Consider the following 17,807-nt stretch of genomic DNA (forward strand, 5'->3'; position numbering starts at 1 on the left):
GCCACCGCAACGGCCCTCCGGCTTTGATGGGGGCATGAACCACAGCGCATTCCCGTCCGCACCGTCCCGCCGTACGGGCCGGATCGTGCTCGCCAGCCTGGCTGTCGTCGGGCTGGCGAGCGCGGCGTTCGCCGTGCGGCGGCCGCTCATGATGTCCGTGCCGAGGTGCATGGCCGGGCGGTGGCACGGCTGCTACGACACGTTCAACGGTGTGGTGCTCATGATGCTGGTGGGGCTGCCGTTGGCGGCTCTGGTGGTGTGGGCTCTGGCGCGCCTTCGGCGTGCTGCCGGCGTCACCTCGGCGTGGCGGATGTCGCTGGCCGAGGTGGGCATGGTCTACGGGACGGTGCCGTTCGTGTGGATGACCTTGATGCCGGGTCCGGGGCGGGCATCGTCCCCGGCCGGGTGAGCCTGATGCCGCTGCGGGACCTGGTCACGATGGGGCCGGTCGGGATCGGCGGCAACCTGCTGATCTTCGCGGCGCTGGGGTTCTTCGCCCCGATGCGGTTCGCGGCGCTGGCGTCGGTGCCGCGGATCCTGGCGCTCGGGGCGGGCTGCTCGGTCCTGGTCGAAACCGCACAGTACGTCCTGCGGCTGGACCGGGTGTCCTCCGTGGATGACGTACTGGTCAACGCCACCGGCGCCGTGCTGGCCGCGCTGGCGTCGCGCCACTGGTGGCGCACTACGGCGGAGGCGCCGTCGGACCGGCCTCGCCCCGCGCCGGCACCGGCAGGCTGAGCCGTGTGTCCAGCATGAAATACCAGCGCGGTCATAGGGTTCCGGCATGCGCGTACTGATCGTGGAGGACGAGCCCTACCTGGCCGAAGCTATCCGGGATGGCCTGCGGCTGGAAGCGATCGCCGCCGACATCGCCTCCGATGGCGACTCCGCCCTGGAACTGCTCAGCGTCAACTCCTACGACCTTGCGGTCCTCGACCGCGACATTCCCGGCCCCTCCGGCGACGAGGTCGCGCGGCGCATCGTCGCCTCCGGCAGCGGCACCCCCATCCTCATGCTGACCGCTGCCGACCGGATCGACGACAAGGCCTCCGGGTTCGAGCTGGGCGCCGACGACTACCTCACCAAACCGTTCGACCTGCGGGAGCTCGTCCTGCGGCTGAGGGCGCTCGACCGCAGACGTGGGTACGCCCGGCCCCCGGTCCGCGAGATCGCGGGCCTGCGGCTCGATCCGTTCCGCCGGGAGGTCTTCCGCGACGGACGCCACGTCGCGCTCACCCGCAAGCAGTTCGCGGTGCTGGAAGTCCTCGTCGCCGCCGAGGGCGGAGTCGTCAGCGCCGAAGAGCTGCTGGAACGGGCCTGGGACGAGAACGCCAACCCCTTCACCAACGCCGTGCGCATCACCGTCTCCGCACTGCGCAAACGGCTCGGCGAACCATGGATCATCGCCACGGTGCCCGGCGTCGGCTACCGCATCGACACCGCACCCGGCACCGGGCGTGAGGGAGAGGACCGTGAATAGGGAGCCCGGTTTGAGCGTCCGCCTCAAACTGACCCTCAGCTATGCCGGGTTCGTCATGCTGGCAGGTGGCTTGCTCCTCGTCACCGTGTGGGTGTTCCTGCTGCGTTACGTACCCGAGGTGATCGACAACCCCCAGATGCCCGCACCAGCACCCAACCGCTCCCGCCTCCCCGTCCCCGTCCCCGTCCCCGTGATGTTCGTACCGAATCGCTCCGACCTGCTCCGCGCTTTCGCCCCGAGAGCAGTCGCGGTGCTGGCCTTTCTGCTGGTCTTCGGCCTGCTGGGCGGATGGATCCTCGCCGGCCGGATGCTCGCGCCGCTGACCCGCATCACCAGTGCCACATGCGTGGCCGCAGGCGGATCACTGTCCCACCGGATCCGTCTGGAGGGCCGCAGGGACGAATTTCGTGAGCTCTCCGACGCGTTCGACTCGATGCTCGAACAACTCGAGTCCCACGTCGCCGAGCAGCAGAGGTTCGCCGCCAACGCCTCCCACGAACTGCGCACCCCGCTCGCGATCTCGCGGACGCTCCTCGACGTCGCCCGCAAGGACCCCACACAGGGGCGGGCCGAACTCATCGAACGACTGCACACCGTCAACCAGCGGGCAATCGACCTCACCGAGGCCCTCCTGCTGCTCAGCCGCGGCGGCCGCGGAAACTTCACCCGCGACAGCGTCGACCTCTCCCTCGTCGCCGAAGAAGCCGCCGAAACGCTGCTTTCCCTCGCTGAACGGCGTCGGATCACGCTGGACGTCTCCGGCGGGGCGGCCCGAACCAGCGGCTCCGCCGAACTCCTGCTGCGGATGGTGACGAACCTCGTCCAGAACGCCATCGTCCACAACCTCCCCGCTGGCGGCTCCGTGACGGTTCACACCGAGGCGCACGGCGACACGAGCGTGCTGCGGATCGAGAACACGGGTCGTCGGCTCCCACCCGAACTGGTACCGACATTCACCGAACCCTTCCAGCGCGGAACGGAACGCGTACGCACCGACGAACACGCCGGCGTCGGCCTCGGCCTCGCCATCGTGCACAGCATCGTCCGCGCCCACGCCGGGACCCTCGACCTCGTCCCCAGCCCCAACGGAGGTCTCCTCGTCACGGTCCGGCTTCCCGGAACGTCGTAGCACCCTTCCCGAACGGTTCCTCGTTCGGTCTGGCAGCCGCAACGGCCCGGTGCCGATGCTCCGCCACCCAACTCGCCGTCCTCGACCGCGTCCGGCTGACCATCCCTCTCCTCGTCACGGCCCGCGTCACCACCACTCGGGACCGCACAATTCAGGTGACCGGCTCGATCACCACCGCAGCCGCTCCAGGCACCGCCCTGGTCACCGTCGACGGACTGTTCCTCACCCCGGACCGGCGACGAGCACGAGCGCTCTTCCCGCAACTGGCGGGAGCAACCGGTGCGTGAACTGCGATTTCTGCGGGGCGGCCGACTCGACTGGCGACCGTTCACCCCACCGGCCGCCCTCGCCGGGTACGCAGGGCCGCCCGGCGAGTCGGCCGCCCCGCAGTCCGTGAACGCCTCGATCGTCGGACAGTCGGCTGTCATCTACCCGGGGAAAGAAGACCTTCCAGTGCCCGTGGCAGTGTGTAGACGCGCTCTGCGGGAAACAGCCGCTGGGCCTTGGCGGCATGCCCGGTTTGTGTCAGTGCCGCGGCCTTGCGAACCTGGGGCGTCAGGTCGGTGAGGCTGACGATCCAGTCGTCGGTGAACGTGCGGATCAGACGGCGGCCGATGCCGACCTGGATGCTGTAGTGGTTCAGGGCCGCGCCGCGCGGCGAGCGTTCCGGATCCCACTGGACATGTACGGCTGCCTCGGCCACGGTCGCCGGGTCGGCCGTCGTGAGCACCGCCTGGGACAGCGCTTCTTCCCAGCCCTGCCGGGTCATCCGCACGGCAAGAACACGCTCCTGACCGGGCTTGCGGGCCCAGTTGCTGCGGTGCATCAGCCACAGGAAGGAGGGCTTGATCCATGTCATCCTGTGGAAGGAGAAAGGCGCAACGAAGCGGCCCGCTCGCAGCGCCGCGTCGGCGATGGCAGGCGAGTACGCCTGGTAGACCACGATGGTCTGCGCATCGTAGTCGGCGCGGATCTGGTACTGGGGTGCCATGCGCCGCACCCTGCCATCCGCTCCACTCGTCTCGCGAACCTATTTCTCACCGACCCGGGCCGGTTCGAACATATTGGTCGCAGTCATTCGGTGCCGACCCGTCTGAAGTTGGTGCCGGCCACGTGGGCGTCGCTGGCCACGCTGATCTGGTACGAGCGCTGCCGGGCCGCCGGGGTCGCGGTCCCGCTGGGCCGGTTCGTGGCCACCAGCGCCGTCCTCGCCGCCCTGGCCACCACCGCCAGCGTCACCGCCCTGCTGCTCGACCCGTCCACCTGACCGGCCAACGTCCCACGTCCGCTGCCGCCGTTCACCAGCCGACGCTGGTAAAACCGATCGGCGTGAACTGGCGAACCTGAGGCTCGATCCGCTGAGCCGCGGTCACCAACTTGACCAACCGGTCGATCGTCTCCGGCGGACCGGCGACGAAGCTACGCCGGTCAGCCGGACACCCGTCGCGGACAAGAAACTGGAACTGCTGGCACCCCCACCCAGGTCCCACCAGCGCGTAGAGGCGTCGCAGCAGGATCGTGTTCGCCTCGGTCTCGGCGACCTCGCCTCCAGCCTCGCGAGTTCAGCCGCTCGACGCTGCTCCTCCATTACGGGGGAGCGTGTCCCGTCCTGTAGCCCGGTCCGCTTGGCAATTCGGCCTGTGAGGATCGGAGCCGTCGGTGCTGGGCACCTCATGTTGTGTCCACCAGTTGACGGTCCAGTTCTTGTTCCTGTACGAGGCCGGCGGCGTAGATTGCGCCGGCAACGTACGCCGGCTGGCATGCGGCGGCGGGCGCGCCGTGGGTCGTCACGGGGGCGACGGCCGCGATCATGGCGGCCGTGGCGACGCTCGTGGCCGCGTCGGCCGCCAGGAGACGCTCTCTCATGGGTTCCTTCCGTGCGCGACGGGTGCTCGTGTCGTCATGAAGGCTCGGGGGACGCGGGCTGCGCGGTGACGGACAACTCGACGATCTCCGCGTCGCCGGTGGTCCAGCCGGGCACAGCCACCGCGATGTACCGCGCGGACAACGGCCCGCTGAAGATGCTGTAGGTGGTGCCGTCGGTCGAAGTCTCGACGCGCACGGCACGGCGGGTGCCGCTGGTCCAGGCCAGCGACACGGCCGCGACGGTGCGTGACGTGCCCAGATCCACGACCATCCGCCCGTTCGGGCCGGGGCGCCAGGAGGTACCAGGGTCGCCGTCGACGGCGTGCGACGGTTCGCCCATGCCTGCGGGTAGCGGCGAGGTGGGGAAGGTGGTGCGGCCGCGAGCCAGGTCGGTGGTGGGGGTGACCGGCCCGTCGACCGGCTTGGTGAAACTCCGGGTCGCGCCTGCGGGTACCTGCGCCTGCGCCGACCAGGACCCGGCGGTCAGGCGAACGTCGATGGCGGCGCCTGCCGGTGCGGTGACCGTGACGTTGTGCGAGTCGGCGACCGAGAATCGGGCGCCGGTCGGTGCGCGGCCGGTCACGGTGAACCGGGCGGGCCGTACGGCGCCACCGCCGGCGGGTACCGAAGCGGTCAGGTCCAGGCCGCCGTCGGCGCGGGCAACGGACACCCCGCGGTAGAGCCGGTCGCCGCGCGGCAGGGTCAGGACCGCGCCGTTGACGGCAGTGGGGGAGAGGTTGAGCAGGGTGAGGTACCCGTCGGCGTCGCTGACGCGCAGGGTGGCCGGCCCGCCGGTGGGTAGCCGCCTGGCCGCCGCGGCGGCCAGGTCCGTTCCGGCACCGCTGTAGCCCTCGATGAGGGTGGCGGGCGGGATGGTGATCCGCGTCGGTGACGCAGTGATCGGGCCGGTGGCGCCGTGCGTGACAAGGCCGGCGCGGCCGTCGATGCCGGCCCAGGCGCCCAGTGTCGTGGTCGAGGGCACGGCGACAGCGGTGGTCCAGGTGGTGCCGTTGGTCGAGGTCTGCACGAGGTACGAGGTGGCGTACGCGGCCTCCCAGGTGAGAGTGACGCCGGTGAGCTGGACGGTAGCGCCGAGGTCGACGGCGAGCCAGCTGTCGGTGCGGCTGCGCTCGTCGCGGGAGACCGCCCAGCGAGTGGTGGCGTTGCCGTCGACGGCGTTCGTGGCCGGATAGGCCGGGTCGGCCGACGACGCGGTGACGGTACGGCCGCGAGCCCGGTCGGTGCCGGTGGCGTCGAACGCCTCGAAGGCGAACAGGGAGTAGCCGTACTGCCCGGACGCGGCCTGGCCGAGGAACCGGACGTGTCTGGCGCTGCGGGCCGTGAAGGTGATCGTGTCGGTGCCGCCGTCACCGAGCCCGGCAGGGAGTGTCACGGTGCCTGCCGGGCCGGTGAAGGTCCGGGAGCCGTCGAGGCCGGGGACGCCGGGCATGGTCAGGTTGAACAGGGTCAGTGACGACGGGCCGGGGCCGGTGTAGACGACGGTGCCGGTCGGGAGGGTGGCGTATCCGGCCCACCCGGCGGCGGTCTGCAGCACGGTGGCGGTGGAGTCGACGCCGTCGCGGGCGGCGGTGTAGGCGGCCGTCCACTGCCGCATCGGCGGCGCGGTCTGTGCGGGCAGGAAGGCGGGTGCCCGGGTGTCGATCAGCCAGTTGTCGTGGCCGGGCTGCCACAGGAACCGGACCTGACCGGGTTTGGTGACGGCGGCAGCGAAGCCGGTGGTGCTCTGGTGCGCGGTCAGACCGACGGCTGTGCCGAAGAACCGGGTTCCGGCGGCGGCGGTGAAGAACTCGGCGCTGGTCACCGGCTGTACCGGCGTTGTCCGCCAGCGGTGGAACAGGTACGCGATGGCAAGCTCGGCGCGGGCCTCCGGCTCGTACTTCTCCTCGCCGCTGAACTTCGTGAGCCGGTTCTCCGGCGCGTACCGCAGGTAGGGCATCAGCCGCGCCGCCAGGTCCGCCTCGGCGCGGGCGGCGTGCCGGTCGCCCTGAACCTGGGCGAGGAACGCCAGAGGTAGCACATCACGGCCGTACAGGTGGTAGCGGTCGGCGATCATCGGCATGACCGGCTCACCGGCGTCGCTGGCCAGCAGCCGCAGGGTTGCCCACAGTTCCCGCCCGTTGGGCTGGCGGGTCAGCACCTGGGGCAACGGCCGGCCGGCGGCGAGGAAGTGCGCGGCGGCCCGCCCGGCGGTGCGCCACAGTTCGGCCTGGTAGTGCGGGTTCACCGACTCGTGGTTCTCCACCACGAACGTGTCGTGCAGGTTGTGCGCGACGTTCCAGGCGCTGACCGGGCGGCCGTCGATCACGGCCGGGTTGGCGCGGTCGGCGGCGGGCAGCCCGCTGGCGTTGGCCGCCCAGAACACGAACCGCTCCTGCCAGCGGCTCGCCTCGGCGTCACCGGCCGGAGCCCAGGCCAGGCCGGGCGCGATGGCCTGCGCGTAGACGCCCATCTCCTCGAGTTTGGTGTCGCCGCGGTACCCGCCGGCGCTGCCGTTCGGGGTCCAGGAGCCGCTGAGCGGGTCGTTGCCGGTGCCCAGCCCGTACGCGTAGGCGGCCTGCCCGCGTGCGATCGCGTCGACGTTCGACCGGGTGGCGGCGTCTAGCTCCGCCCACAGCAGCCGGGCGGCGAGCACGAAGTACAACTCGAACGTCGAGTCCCAGAACAGCCGTCGGCCCCATTCGGTGCCACCGGCGAGCCGGTTCGTCGCGGCGAACCGGGTGATCGTGGCGAGCGTCTGCCCGCGCAGGACGGTCGCGTCGACACCGGCCAGACCGGCGTCGTAGCCGTCGGTGGTGAGCAGCACGGCGTTGCCGAGGACGGCAGCGAACCGGAAATCCGCGGCCCGGTACGCGCCGATCGCCGGGTCCCACTGCTGCTGCACCCACCGGGTGTGCACGAGCAGCAGGCGGCGATACTCGTCCGCGACCGGGTCCGCAGCCAGACTCACGTCCGGGGCGAATACGGGAACGGGCAGGGCAAGGGCGCCGCTGGCAGCACCGGCCAGAGCAAGCAGGGCTCTACGAGTGAGCATAGACGGCACTCTCTCCAAAAGTACTTGCGCAAGTCAATAGTTAGGAAACCTTCGTGAACGGAGATCTTTTCGGCGGCGGTAGCCAGGTGCTCGTTCTCAGGCCGAACACACCTCGACAGACCACAGCGAATAGCCGTATCGGGGGTTGGTCCGGACGGTGTCGCGCACCCTGACGTAGCGGGGCGTTCGTGGCAATGGGGATGAGCTGTTCGCCGCCGGCGCTGTTCGCCGTGCTGGGCACCGTAGTCCGGCGAGTGCGCTGCACGGTGGCCGAGGACGGCATCGTGCGCGGTGGTTGTCCGGTGGGATCCGGCCCTGCGGAGGCTGGCCGGTGATTCTTCAGGCCAGGGTGGCCGGAGTTGTGGTCAGGCGTCCGCACATCAGGATCGCGTCGCGGCGCAACCTGTCCTCGATGTCCTGCGTCGCGTAGCGGGCGACACCGACGTTGTTGAGGATCCGCATCACCGTCGGGTGTGGCTGCATGCCGCGCATGTGCTCGAGCCACACACGGTGAGCCAGCGCGGTAGGAGGCGGGTGGACTTCCTCGCCCGATAAACCACGTTAACCTAGCGACTGCTGTCAATCTGTTGTGGTGGGAAGGTGGGGGCAGATGGTCGGCGGGCCCGCTCCGAGGAACCGCACGTGAACCATCCGACCGCTCCAATGCATTCCCGGCGGCACCCACTGGCTGCTCCCTCCCTTCGTCGGACAGGCACGACACGAGGAAAGGGGTATCGGTGAGGCGCATTCTGACGGCCGCGCTGGGAGCGTGCGTAGCGCTCGGCTCGGTGGTGCTGCTCGGCCAGTCGGCGACGGCGGCGACGCTGCCCATCACGGCGGCGACGGCCAGCTCCCACGACGGCAACGTGCCGGCCAACGCGATCGACGGCAACCTGTCCACCCGGTGGTCCGGAGCTGGTGACGGGGTCTGGATCCGCTTCGACCTCGGCTCGGTCACCACCGTCGGCGCGATATCGCTGGCCTGGTACGACGGGAACACTCGGCGGGCGACGTTCGACGTCCAGCTGTCCCAGGACGGCGCGGCGTGGTCGACCGTGCTGTCCCGGGCAACCAGCAGCGGCACCACGCTCAGCCCGGAGGCGTACGACTTCGCCGACGGGCTGGCCCGCTACGTGCGGGTTGTCGGGTACGGCAACTCCTCCTCCGACTCGGCCAAGTGGACGAGCATCACCGAGGCGACCGTGTCCGGTCCGACGGCCCCGCCGACGACCCCGCCCACGCAGACTCTTGGCGTCGGTGGTGTGGCGACTCCGGCCGGCGCGATTCTGGTCGCGAATCAAAGTTCCAAGTACACGATAAACTCTGGGGGCACCGCCACCGCGCCCAAGGTCTACGACTGCCAGGGCAACACCATCCGCGGCGGCGTACTGATCAACGTCGACCACGTGGTGATCCAGAACTGCCGGGTGGACGCCCAGCAGCAGTACGGCATCTACTCGGACAACAACACGAACGTCACCATCCAGAACAACGACATCAAGGGCGTCAGAGGCCCCGGCGACCTGAATGCCATCACATTCTTCGGTAACGGTCACAAGATTCTCTACAACACCGCCATCAACTTCGTGACCGGCGACCCGGGCGACAGCCACACCGACTTCATCCAGACGTGGGTGTCGAGCTCGCACCCCACTGCCAGTGACGACGTGCAGATCCGCGGCAACAAGGCCGTCGGTCCGGCGAACCCGGGCCGCGACAACAGCATCCCCAGCATCCACCAGTGGTTGATGGTCGAGGACTACGGCCGAGGTGGGAACTCCGGCGGCAACACCGACGGTATGAGGAACTGGATCGTCGCGGACAACGAGATCGGCGACAGTTGGAACCAGGCCATCAAGTTGGACGGGCCAGACAATGTTTCGATCACCCGTAACAAGTTCGTGGGTTCCTCGACCAGGGTCATGGAGGTCACCTCGGCCTCGACCGGTGTGAAGTTCTACAGCGACAACCAGGTCGGCTCGGGCTATGGGTCGATCGGCATGTCGGTCACCGCAGGCGCGGGACCGGCCTGACGAATCGCGGGCTACGGAGGTTGGATCCGTAACCCGACCGCGTGCACCTGCAAGGACCCGTGGACTGATCGCGGGCCGAGGCGCTCACCCCGTTACCTTTTTGATCGTCCCCAGCCGGGGACTCCTCGGTCGCCCGGCCCGGTATGACTTTCTGCCCCTGTCGTTGATGATCCGGGGGGTGTTGTCGCCGGGTCGGGTGGCGTCGGCGGACCGCTGATAGGGACACGGCCGCCCCCTTTGCGGGGTTGGTCTCTTCGTAACGTGGCTGCCGGCAGTCCGACGCCCTGACTCGGCCGGGGACCCACGCGATGAGGTGTGGAGGCGGGTCTGGTGCACGGCGGGTACGGCGTCTTCCTCGGGTTGGACGTCGGTAAGGAAGGCCATCACGCGGTCGGGTTGGCCCCGGACGGCAGACGGCTGCACGACGCGCCGCTGCCCAACACCGAGACCCGGCTGCGGCAACTGTTCGACAAACTCGGCCGTCACGGCACGGTTCTGGTGGTGGTCGACCAGCCAGCCTCGATTGGCGCTCTGCCTGTGGCGGTGGCTCGGGCGTGCGGGCATCAGGTGGCCTACCTGCCCGGCCTGGCGATGCGCCGCATCGCCGACCTGCACCCCGGCAACGCGAAGACCGACGCCCGCGACGCGTTTGTGATCGCCGATGCCGCCCGCACCCTCCCCACACGCTGCGGCGGGTCGACGTCGGCGACGAGGCCCTGGCCGAGCTGGAAGTCCTCGTCGGCTTCGACGACGACCTCGCCGGCGAAGCCACCCGCGTGTCGAACCGGATCCGCGGCTTGCTCACCCAGATCCACCCTGCTCTGGAACGCGTCCTCGGCCCGAAAGTCCAGCACAAGGCCGTCCTCATCTGCCTCGCCCGACGCCGCTGCGACGTCCTCTACGCCATGCTCCGCGACAAGATCCCCTACCAACCCCGCCCAGCCACACCGATCGCCGCTTGACGAAACCCATAGGGACACCCCCCCGAAAACCCTAGCCCGACGCTGACCAACAGTGACAAGAAGTGATCGCTCTCCGAGCCGGTCAGGGGCACCTGGTGCCGCCGGCTTCGGTGCGGCACTGGTGCGAGCTCGGAGCAGGGGAGCGGGATGTTGGGGCGGGTCTTGGCCTTGCGAACTGGGCCCGCCTCAAACGGTTGGAGTGGTAGCCGCTTTCGGCAGACGGTTCAGCGTCGAGCGCCACTAACCCGTCCCGCCCGCCTTGAGGGCGTGGCGTGCTCGTCGCCGCCCCGCATCGATCGGCCCGTGGCACGGCCGAGGCGGCCACTCCGGCGCAGCACCGCGTGGCGCCTCGAAGGGGTCAGCCCGAGCCGGCCGCCGATGCGCGGCCCTGGTCTCCACCGCGGCTTCGTCCGCAGACGTGCGAAGCGGTGACGGCGAACGGCCGCGGGTTCCTACTCCGTCGTGCCGGTACGGCAGAGCAGCTTGAGCTGATCGAGCGTGAGTTCCTGGGTGTGGTCCGCCGCCTTGCTGCTCACCCAGGAGTGCACTCTGCGATTCGGCATTTCAGTTGGGGTGCCAGGCGTTATGTCGGTACCGTCCGATTTCACGATTTTCTCGACCATCCGGGCCAGTTCTGTGGGACCCCCGCCCCCGTACCCCACGTTGTATCCGCGCCCTTGCTCCTCGGGCAGGATGTGCAGGGCACCGCTGTTGCTGCGTGCCCAGATCATGTGCGCTTCCCGGTCGATGATGAGCGCGTCGAGGCGCTCGCCGTCGGGAAGGGACAGGGGTGCGTAGGTGCAGTGCTGCCAGTGTTCGTGGTTGCCGCTGGCCGTGCGGTAGTGGTGCGCGGCAACGGGAAGCCAGGTCAGGGGGTCGCGGAGCGTCTGCCAGCAGACGCACCCCTCACGCGCGACAGCGGAGGGGGAATCGGGATCGTCGTGGACGCAGGGATGCCAGAGCTTCGGCGCGTCGCTTGGGCCAACGAGGGTGAGGTGAAGGGCGTCCGGATCGCAGGGAACCAGCCGGTCGAGCCACTCCGCCGCGTACCGGCTGCGGGACGCGTCGAACCTCTGGGAGGCATTCAAGGCGCTTCCCACCACGCCTGGAGGTTCGATGTGCAGGACGAAGTTCCAGTAACCCCGAGCGGGGCTGTGGGTCAGTTGCAGATCGCCCTCATGCCGGTACGTCACCGGGGTGATCTCCTTTCCACGAACTCGTGCCGCAGGAGTGATCAGGACGGGACTGACAGTAGTACCACTGCATGGATTGGAGCCACCATGTGATCGATAGTCGGGGATATCCAGCCTCAGTTGGGTTCAACCCGTTCCTGCCCTCCGCCTGGTCGACCTCGACACCGTCACTGCCTGATCCGCCTCACCGGGAAGGCGGCACCCTGCGCTGGCAGTCCATCACCTCGACCCTCGCCGAACGCCTCCAGGAACACGTCCAGGCCCGGGGCGCGGTCCTGCCCACCGACCGGCGCGGACCCGCCACCACCACCTACATCAAGGCGAGTCTCCAAGCGGTCGCCGCTGCCCTGACCGGCCATGACCGGCGAACAACACCCGGTCGCCGCCTTCGCGCTCACACATGGCGTTTAGGCGATGTCGAGTGGGCCATCGTGGCCGTCCTGGCCCTGGTGGCCGCCGGCAGCGCGGTCGCCGGCCGGGCCGAGTGGCGGCACACCGCCCCCGCCGGCACCTGACCCGGCCGTCGGCCGTTCCGGTCGGCCGGGGCGCGGCGGGCACCCGTTATCGACCATCCTCAGTAGATTGACTGTGATTCCTGACTGGGCGAAAATGGCAGGAACAGGGGCCGTCATCGCCCATTCTCCTCGCCCGAGCGGGAGGAGGTGTCGAGTATGGAGCGCTACGAGGACCTCGAAGGAACCGCCGTGGGTCTGATCAACGCCGTCATCAACTGACCCGCCGGTCACCAACCGGGCGGGCGCGGGCTGTCCCATCGCCGCGTGTCCGCCCCCCGGCACCGAACCAACCGACCGGGGCGGGAGGAAAGGGATGGCCGGCATCACCTGGCGGGATCCGGCGGCGTTGCCGCTGCGCCCGCTCATCGACCTGACCGCCGATCCCGCGGTCCCGCCGGCCCTGGTCGCCGAAACGGCACTGTTCTGTGCCGGCCGGTCCGACCCGTGCGGCTGGTTGCCCGCACATGCGCCGCCCGCCGGCCTGCGCCGCGCGATGCACCGCTCCGGCCTGCTCGACGCCAAGGACACACTCGTCGCGCCGCCCGAGGTGCGTGAGCGGCTCGAGACCGAGGGCCACGCCGGCCTCCTGTGGGCAGCCCGACTGATGCGCGCGCTGGGCCGCCGGGAAGACGCCGCGAAACTGCTGTGGCGCCTCGGTGAGGACGCACCGTCCCCGGTGCGCGCCTGGCGGGATCTCCTGCTCGCCGAGGACGGCCGGCAACCACTTCCCCCGGTGCCGCCCGAGGCGGCGGGCCTGCCGGTCCGCCTCGCCACCGCACTGGCCCGGGCCGGGCATGCCGCGACGATCGGGCAGCCGGCCGGGGAGGCGCTCGCCGCGGCGGAGTCCCTGGCCGCCGGCCTGGCTGGCGACCGGCTCGGCGTGGTCGCCCGGGCCCGGATCCTCGCCGTGCGGCTGCGCTGCCCGGGCGAGCCGGGGCCCGAGGCCGACACGGTCCGCGCCGTCGTCCGCGACCTGGGGACGGACCGGGACGACTTCCTTGCGCGCGACGCCGCGCTGGCGCTGCTGCGGGCCGCCGCCCGCGCCGCCCTGAACGAGACCGGCGCCGGGCCGGCGCGCGAGTTCGCCGGCGCCGCCCTCGACCTCGATCCGACCGGCGCGGCGACCTGGCTCCTCGCGGCGGACGCGGCCCGGGCGGCGGGCGACCAGGAGGCGGCCCGCACTCACTACCGGGTGGCCGCCCGGACCGGGCTGGCGGAGCGGACCGCAGCGGTGGCCGGACTGCTCGACCTGGCGACCCCCACTGCGGCCGTCGAGAGCGGCGGGCCCGCGGCGACAGCCGACACCGGCGGGCCGGCCGCGACAGCCGACACCGGCGAGCTGGTGGGGGCGCTGGCCGACCTGCTCGCCTCGGATCGCCGCGAGGAGCGGGACCGGTTGGAGGTTCTCGTGGCGCGGCGTCCGGCGTTGGGTGGCACGGTCTGCGCCGACGCGGTGCGTTGGGCGGTCGCAGTGCGAGAGCCGGCGGCCGGGGCGCGTCCGCTTCCGCTCGAGCGCTACCGGCCGTTCCTCGACCTGAGCCCGAGCGAGATCCTCGACCCGGTCGACTCTCCGCCGGTCGCGATCCACACGCCACTGATGTCCTACACCGCCGTGCTCGAGCGTCGCGAGCCGTGGTTCCGGGAGATCCACCCGCAGCGGGCGACGGCCGCCATGTTCCGCGAGGAGATGCAGGCGACGGCCGCGGTGTACGGGTATGCATCCGGTGGCGCCTCGGCCGACTACCGGACCTGGCTGGCGGCGCCCGACGGCTGCCCGCCCGAGGTGCGGGACCGGCTGGCCAACGCGTCGGACCTGCCGCTGCTGGACCGGGCGCTGCTGGGCCGGCTGCTGTCCGCCGTGGGTTTCCACGCCGAGGCCGAGCAGATCCTTCCCGGGCCAGACGTGCAGGTGCGCGACCCCGTGGGCGCGTACGCGCTGGCCAGCTGGATCTTCGCCGAGCAGATGCTCACCACGGGGCACGCGGCCGAGCTGGAGCCGCACTTCCGCACGCTGTACGACCAGCTCGGCGACGACGTCCGGTACGCCCGCACGAGGGTGGTCACCACCATCAACGCCACGGTCAACGCGGCCCGGCGCCGGGAGCCCGAAACCATTGCCCGCTGGCGCAAGCTCGGCGAGGAGGACCTGGCCCGGTACACCGCACTGGCCGAGGTGTCGGAGTTCGACGCCGCGATCATGACCAGCAGATGGTTCAGGGCCATGGGGTTCCTGCCGTTCCTCACCGGCGACCGCGACCTGCTGCGCGCGGACATGGACCGGTGGCTCGGCATCGCCCGGGATCTGACCGGGCACGACGAGCACACCCGGGTCATCGCCGCGGACAACTACTTCCCGGCCGTGGAGACCGCCGTCCGCACCCACACGTACCTCGGCGAACGCGACACCGCGCTGGCCCTGGTGGACGAGTTGGCGGAGCGGATCGACCCGATCGACCCGAAGACCTGGCTTACCGCGGGGGAGCTGCGATACCAGGCCGGCGACGTCAGCGGCGCGCTCGACGCGTACCTGCGGGCCGCGCACCTGCAGTTCCCGTACGGCCGCATCTCCTGGTTCAACGCCGGCCAGATGCATGAGCAACTGGGCCGGGCCGACCTGGCCGCCGAGTGCTACCGCCGCTCGCTCGCGCACTGGCCGACCGGCGTGACGCCGCTGCGCCGGCTGCGCGACCTGCACCTGCGCGGCCGGCTGCCCGATGACCGGGGAGTGCTGGCAGCCTGGGCCGCGGGCCAGCCGGCGTGGTCACGGCTGCCCGCGTTCGAGGGGTGAGCCGGGTGGGGGTGCCGCCCTACGGAGCGCAGCGTGAACTGCTGCTACTGAGCGATACCGACGAGGCCGGCCTGCCCCGGCACAACCCGATGCCCCGGGCCTGGACGCTGTGGCACGTCCGCGGCGAGGTGAACGTGCCCCGCCTGGCCGCCGCCATGCGGGCCGTCGCCGCCGGCAACGACGTGTGGCGAGCCCGGTTCGCTCCGGGCCCCGAGCTGGTGTGCGGGGCCGAGCAGCCGTTCCCGGTGACCACGGTGGACTGTGCCGACATACCGGCGGACCGGCGGCTGGAGGCGGCCGGGGCGGCGCTCGGCGTCGCGGTGTACGCACCGATCGACCTGCGCCACGACCCGCTGGCCGGTGCCTGCCTGGTGCGGCTGGCGCCGGACGACCACGCGCTCGCCCTCGTGGTGGACCACGGCTTCGCCGATCACGCGACGCACACCCGGTTCGTGCGCCACGCGGCTGCGGCGTACGAGCATCCCGAGCGCACGCCGCCGCCGGTGCCCTCGTTCTTCGCGTACGTGGCCGAGACCGCTGCGGACTCGCGGCGGTCCGCCTCCCGGGAGTTCTGGGCGGAGGTGATGAGCCGGGAGGTCCCCGCCGTCGCCTTCCCCGGCGGGCGCTGGAAACCGTGGCGGGACACCACTGCGACCGCCGCCTGGCCGCTGCGGCTGGGTGGCGACACCGCGGGGGCCATCCGGCGTGGCCGGGAGCTCACCGGTGCGACCGGCTCCGGCCTGCTCCTGGCGGCCCTGTCGTTCCTGCTGGGACTCTGGACCGAGGCGGACGTCCCGGTGCTGTACGCGCGGGGCGGCCGGTGGACGCGAAAGAGCCTCGAGGTCCCCGGCGCGCTGCACGAGGCGGTCGTGAGCGTGCCGCCGGACGACATCCCGTCCCCCTCGCTCGCCGGCTGGGTCCGCGGCCTCGCCGCCGCCAACGCCGCCGCGCCGCCCCTGATCGGCCAGTGGCTGACCGACTTCGGTGGGGTCGAGGCCCTGCGCGAACGGCGCCGCCTCGTGCTCAACGTGGTGGCGGCGGAGCGCACCTTTACGCTCGGCTCCGCCACGATCGGCCCGGCGGGCCGGCTGCTGCGCGGCGCCGTGCGCCCGCCCGCCGGCCGGCGCGGGTTCCCCGCCCACAACGCGTTGCATCTGGCGGTCACGTGGTCGGCTGAGCAGCCCGAGCTGACCGTCCACCACGACCCCGAGGTGCTGCCGGGCGCCGAGCCGGTGGGTGCCGCTCTGGTCCGGTTCTTCGAACTGCTCGCGGAACGGCCCGACATCGAGGCGGACCGGGCCGCCGACCTGCTGCGCGCGACCTGGCTGCGGGCAGCCGACGTCCCGACCACGGCCGCGCCGACCTGACATGGCGTACCGCCGCTCCGGGCTGCTCCGGCAGCACGACTTCCGGTCCCTGTGGCTCGGGGCGGTCGCGAGCCAGTTCGGCGCCCGGATGGCCCTGGTGGCGCTGCCGTTGGTGGCGGCCGGCCCGATGCACGCCTCCGCGTGGCAGGTGGGTCTGGTCGGCACGCTGGGCACGGTCGCGTTCCTGGTCGTCGGCCTGCCCGCCGGCGCGGTCGTCGACCGGGTGCGGCAGCGGCGGCTGCTCATCGGCACAGACCTGGGGCGGGCCGCGCTCATCGCGTCGCTGGCCGTGCCGGCGGCGCCGGGCGGCGTGGCGCTCGGCCAGTTGTACGTCGTCGTCCTCGGCGTCGGGGTGCTCACGGTGTTCTTCGACGTCGCGCACCAGAGCTACCTCCCGCGGGTGGTGCGGTCCGAGGAGTTGGTCGAGGGCAACGCCCGCCTGAGCACCACCCTCGCGGTGGCGCAGGTCGCGGGTCCCGCGCTGGCCGGGCTGGCCGTCGAGCTGGCCGGCACCGGACCCGCCGTCTTGCTGATCGCGGCGGGGTTCGCCGGGTCCGCCGCGTACCTGGCTCGGATCCGTGCGGCCGACTCGCGGCCCGCCACCACCGGCCGGTCCCGGCTCGCCGGGCAGATCCGGGACGGCGTGGCCTACGTGCTGCGCCACCCGGTGCTGCGCGTGCTGGCGCTGGCCGGCGGCGCGTACAACATGTTTGCCCTGGTGTTGCACACGATGGTGCCGGTGCGCCTGGTCAGCGAGCTGGGCGCGTCCCCGGCGACGGCCAGCGTGTACTTCAGCGCGGGCGGCACCGGCGGGATCCTCGGCGCGGTGGTGGCCTGGCGCCTGGCCCAGCGGCTCGGGCAGTATCGTTCGGCCTGGCTCTGCCTCCTCGTCACCGCGCCGTTCGCGCTGCTCACACCCCTGATCGACAGCGCCGGTCGGATCTGGCTGGCGGCTGGCGGCTACCTGCTGCTGTGGGCGGGTGCGACGGCCTCCAATGTGGCCCAGGTCAGTCTGCGCCAGCAGCTGTGCCCACCCGAACTGCTCGGCCGGATGAACGCCACCATGCGGTTCCTGCTCGGCGGGGCGATGCCGCTGGGCGCGCTGCTGGGCACCGTGCTGGGGGCCGCCGCCGGCGCCCGGGTGGCCCTGTGGGTGGGTGCGGTCGGCCTGCTCCTCTCCTGCCTGCCGCTGCTGCGCCTGGGCGTTCCGGCCGACCGGCAGCCCGCGTAGGCCACCTGTGGCGGGAGCCTGGAGTGGACGCCACGTCCGACTGCACCGGCTCATCAGAAGGCGTCTCGACACGGACACCCGTCGGCGAGGCCTTGAAGATCGCAGATGACGCACGCATCCGCTTGCCGCTGACCGCGTGTCATGCAGCGTCATTGTCGAAAAAGACACTCTTCCCCGCCGAGGTACTGCGG

16 protein-coding genes and 1 pseudogene are annotated in these 17,807 nt (G+C 71.3%); 12 read left to right on the top strand and 5 right to left on the bottom strand.

Annotated features, from left to right (window positions below):
- Window positions 1-34: 34 nt before the first annotated feature.
- The 5 genes from GA0074692_RS35705 (at window position 35) to GA0074692_RS36405 (ending at window position 2,896) form a co-directional block, all read left to right on the top strand.
- Complete coding sequence (locus GA0074692_RS35705; protein WP_245730158.1) at window positions 35-409, top strand: hypothetical protein; 375 nt, start codon at window positions 35-37, stop codon at window positions 407-409.
- On the top strand, window positions 358-738 hold the full coding sequence (locus GA0074692_RS35710) for a VanZ family protein (protein ID WP_245730159.1): 381 nt from the start codon (window positions 358-360) through the stop codon (window positions 736-738). Before GA0074692_RS35705 ends, GA0074692_RS35710 begins: the two co-directional genes overlap by 52 nt.
- A 46-nt stretch (window positions 739-784) precedes the next feature.
- Window positions 785-1,480 (top strand): response regulator transcription factor, encoded by a 696-nt coding sequence (locus GA0074692_RS04655; protein ID WP_091639687.1) that lies wholly within the window; start codon window positions 785-787, stop codon window positions 1,478-1,480.
- A 10-nt stretch (window positions 1,481-1,490) separates the two neighbouring features.
- On the top strand, window positions 1,491-2,609 hold the full coding sequence (locus GA0074692_RS04660; protein WP_281198767.1) for a sensor histidine kinase: 1,119 nt from the start codon (window positions 1,491-1,493) through the stop codon (window positions 2,607-2,609).
- Window positions 2,610-2,764: 155 nt separating this feature from the next.
- Entirely contained in the window at window positions 2,765-2,896 is a 132-nt protein-coding gene (locus GA0074692_RS36405; RefSeq protein WP_281198768.1) for a hypothetical protein, read from the top strand.
- A 137-nt stretch (window positions 2,897-3,033) separates the two neighbouring features.
- Here the strand turns inward: GA0074692_RS36405 and GA0074692_RS04665 are convergent, their stop codons facing one another.
- Window positions 3,034-3,600 carry a DUF4291 domain-containing protein gene (locus GA0074692_RS04665; RefSeq protein ID WP_091639693.1) on the bottom strand — a complete coding sequence of 189 codons (567 nt, stop codon included), beginning with the start codon at window positions 3,598-3,600 and terminating at the stop codon, window positions 3,034-3,036.
- A gap of 90 nt (window positions 3,601-3,690) precedes the next feature.
- Between GA0074692_RS04665 and GA0074692_RS04670 the strand changes: the two genes are divergently transcribed.
- On the top strand, window positions 3,691-3,876 hold the full coding sequence (locus GA0074692_RS04670; RefSeq protein ID WP_091639695.1) for a hypothetical protein: 186 nt from the start codon (window positions 3,691-3,693) through the stop codon (window positions 3,874-3,876).
- Window positions 3,877-4,280: 404 nt separating this feature from the next.
- Here the strand turns inward: GA0074692_RS04670 and GA0074692_RS04680 are convergent, their stop codons facing one another.
- The 3 genes from GA0074692_RS04680 to GA0074692_RS34540 form a co-directional block, all read right to left on the bottom strand.
- Window positions 4,281-4,475 carry a hypothetical protein gene (locus GA0074692_RS04680; RefSeq protein WP_091639699.1) on the bottom strand — a complete coding sequence of 65 codons (195 nt, stop codon included), beginning with the start codon at window positions 4,473-4,475 and terminating at the stop codon, window positions 4,281-4,283.
- A 34-nt stretch (window positions 4,476-4,509) separates the two neighbouring features.
- Entirely contained in the window at window positions 4,510-7,527 is a 3,018-nt protein-coding gene (locus GA0074692_RS04685) for a discoidin domain-containing protein (protein ID WP_091639701.1), read from the bottom strand.
- Between the two features lie 339 nt (window positions 7,528-7,866).
- Entirely contained in the window at window positions 7,867-8,019 is a 153-nt protein-coding gene (locus GA0074692_RS34540; protein WP_176738225.1) for a hypothetical protein, read from the bottom strand.
- A 245-nt stretch (window positions 8,020-8,264) separates the two neighbouring features.
- Here GA0074692_RS34540 and GA0074692_RS04690 point away from each other — a divergent pair, with 245 nt between their 5' ends.
- A complete protein-coding gene (locus tag GA0074692_RS04690) occupies window positions 8,265-9,560 on the top strand; it encodes a discoidin domain-containing protein (RefSeq protein ID WP_091639703.1) in 1,296 nt (431 codons plus the stop codon).
- Between the two features lie 330 nt (window positions 9,561-9,890).
- Window positions 9,891-10,441, top strand: a pseudogene (locus tag GA0074692_RS04695) (IS110 family transposase); the annotation flags it as partial.
- Window positions 10,442-10,974: 533 nt separating this feature from the next.
- Here the strand turns inward: GA0074692_RS04695 and GA0074692_RS04700 are convergent.
- Window positions 10,975-11,715 (bottom strand): hypothetical protein, encoded by a 741-nt coding sequence (locus GA0074692_RS04700; protein ID WP_091639705.1) that lies wholly within the window; start codon window positions 11,713-11,715, stop codon window positions 10,975-10,977.
- Window positions 11,716-11,804: 89 nt separating this feature from the next.
- On the opposite strand from GA0074692_RS04700, the gene GA0074692_RS33820 reads away from it, so the two are divergent.
- From GA0074692_RS33820 to GA0074692_RS04715, 4 genes are all read left to right on the top strand, one after another.
- Window positions 11,805-12,230: a hypothetical protein gene (locus tag GA0074692_RS33820; RefSeq protein WP_141725158.1), complete on the top strand. Its 426-nt coding sequence runs from the start codon at window positions 11,805-11,807 to the stop codon at window positions 12,228-12,230.
- Window positions 12,231-12,543: 313 nt separating this feature from the next.
- Window positions 12,544-15,018, top strand: coding sequence for a tetratricopeptide repeat protein (locus tag GA0074692_RS04705; protein WP_091639707.1), 2,475 nt, complete (start codon window positions 12,544-12,546; stop codon window positions 15,016-15,018).
- A 5-nt stretch (window positions 15,019-15,023) separates the two neighbouring features.
- Window positions 15,024-16,385: a condensation domain-containing protein gene (locus GA0074692_RS04710; RefSeq protein WP_141725159.1), complete on the top strand. Its 1,362-nt coding sequence runs from the start codon at window positions 15,024-15,026 to the stop codon at window positions 16,383-16,385.
- A gap of 1 nt (window position 16,386) precedes the next feature.
- Entirely contained in the window at window positions 16,387-17,616 is a 1,230-nt protein-coding gene (locus tag GA0074692_RS04715) for an MFS transporter (protein WP_091639713.1), read from the top strand.
- Window positions 17,617-17,807 lie beyond the last annotated feature (191 nt).

The organism is Micromonospora pallida (genome assembly GCF_900090325.1).
Classification (GTDB): Bacteria; Actinomycetota; Actinomycetes; order Mycobacteriales; family Micromonosporaceae; genus Micromonospora; species Micromonospora pallida.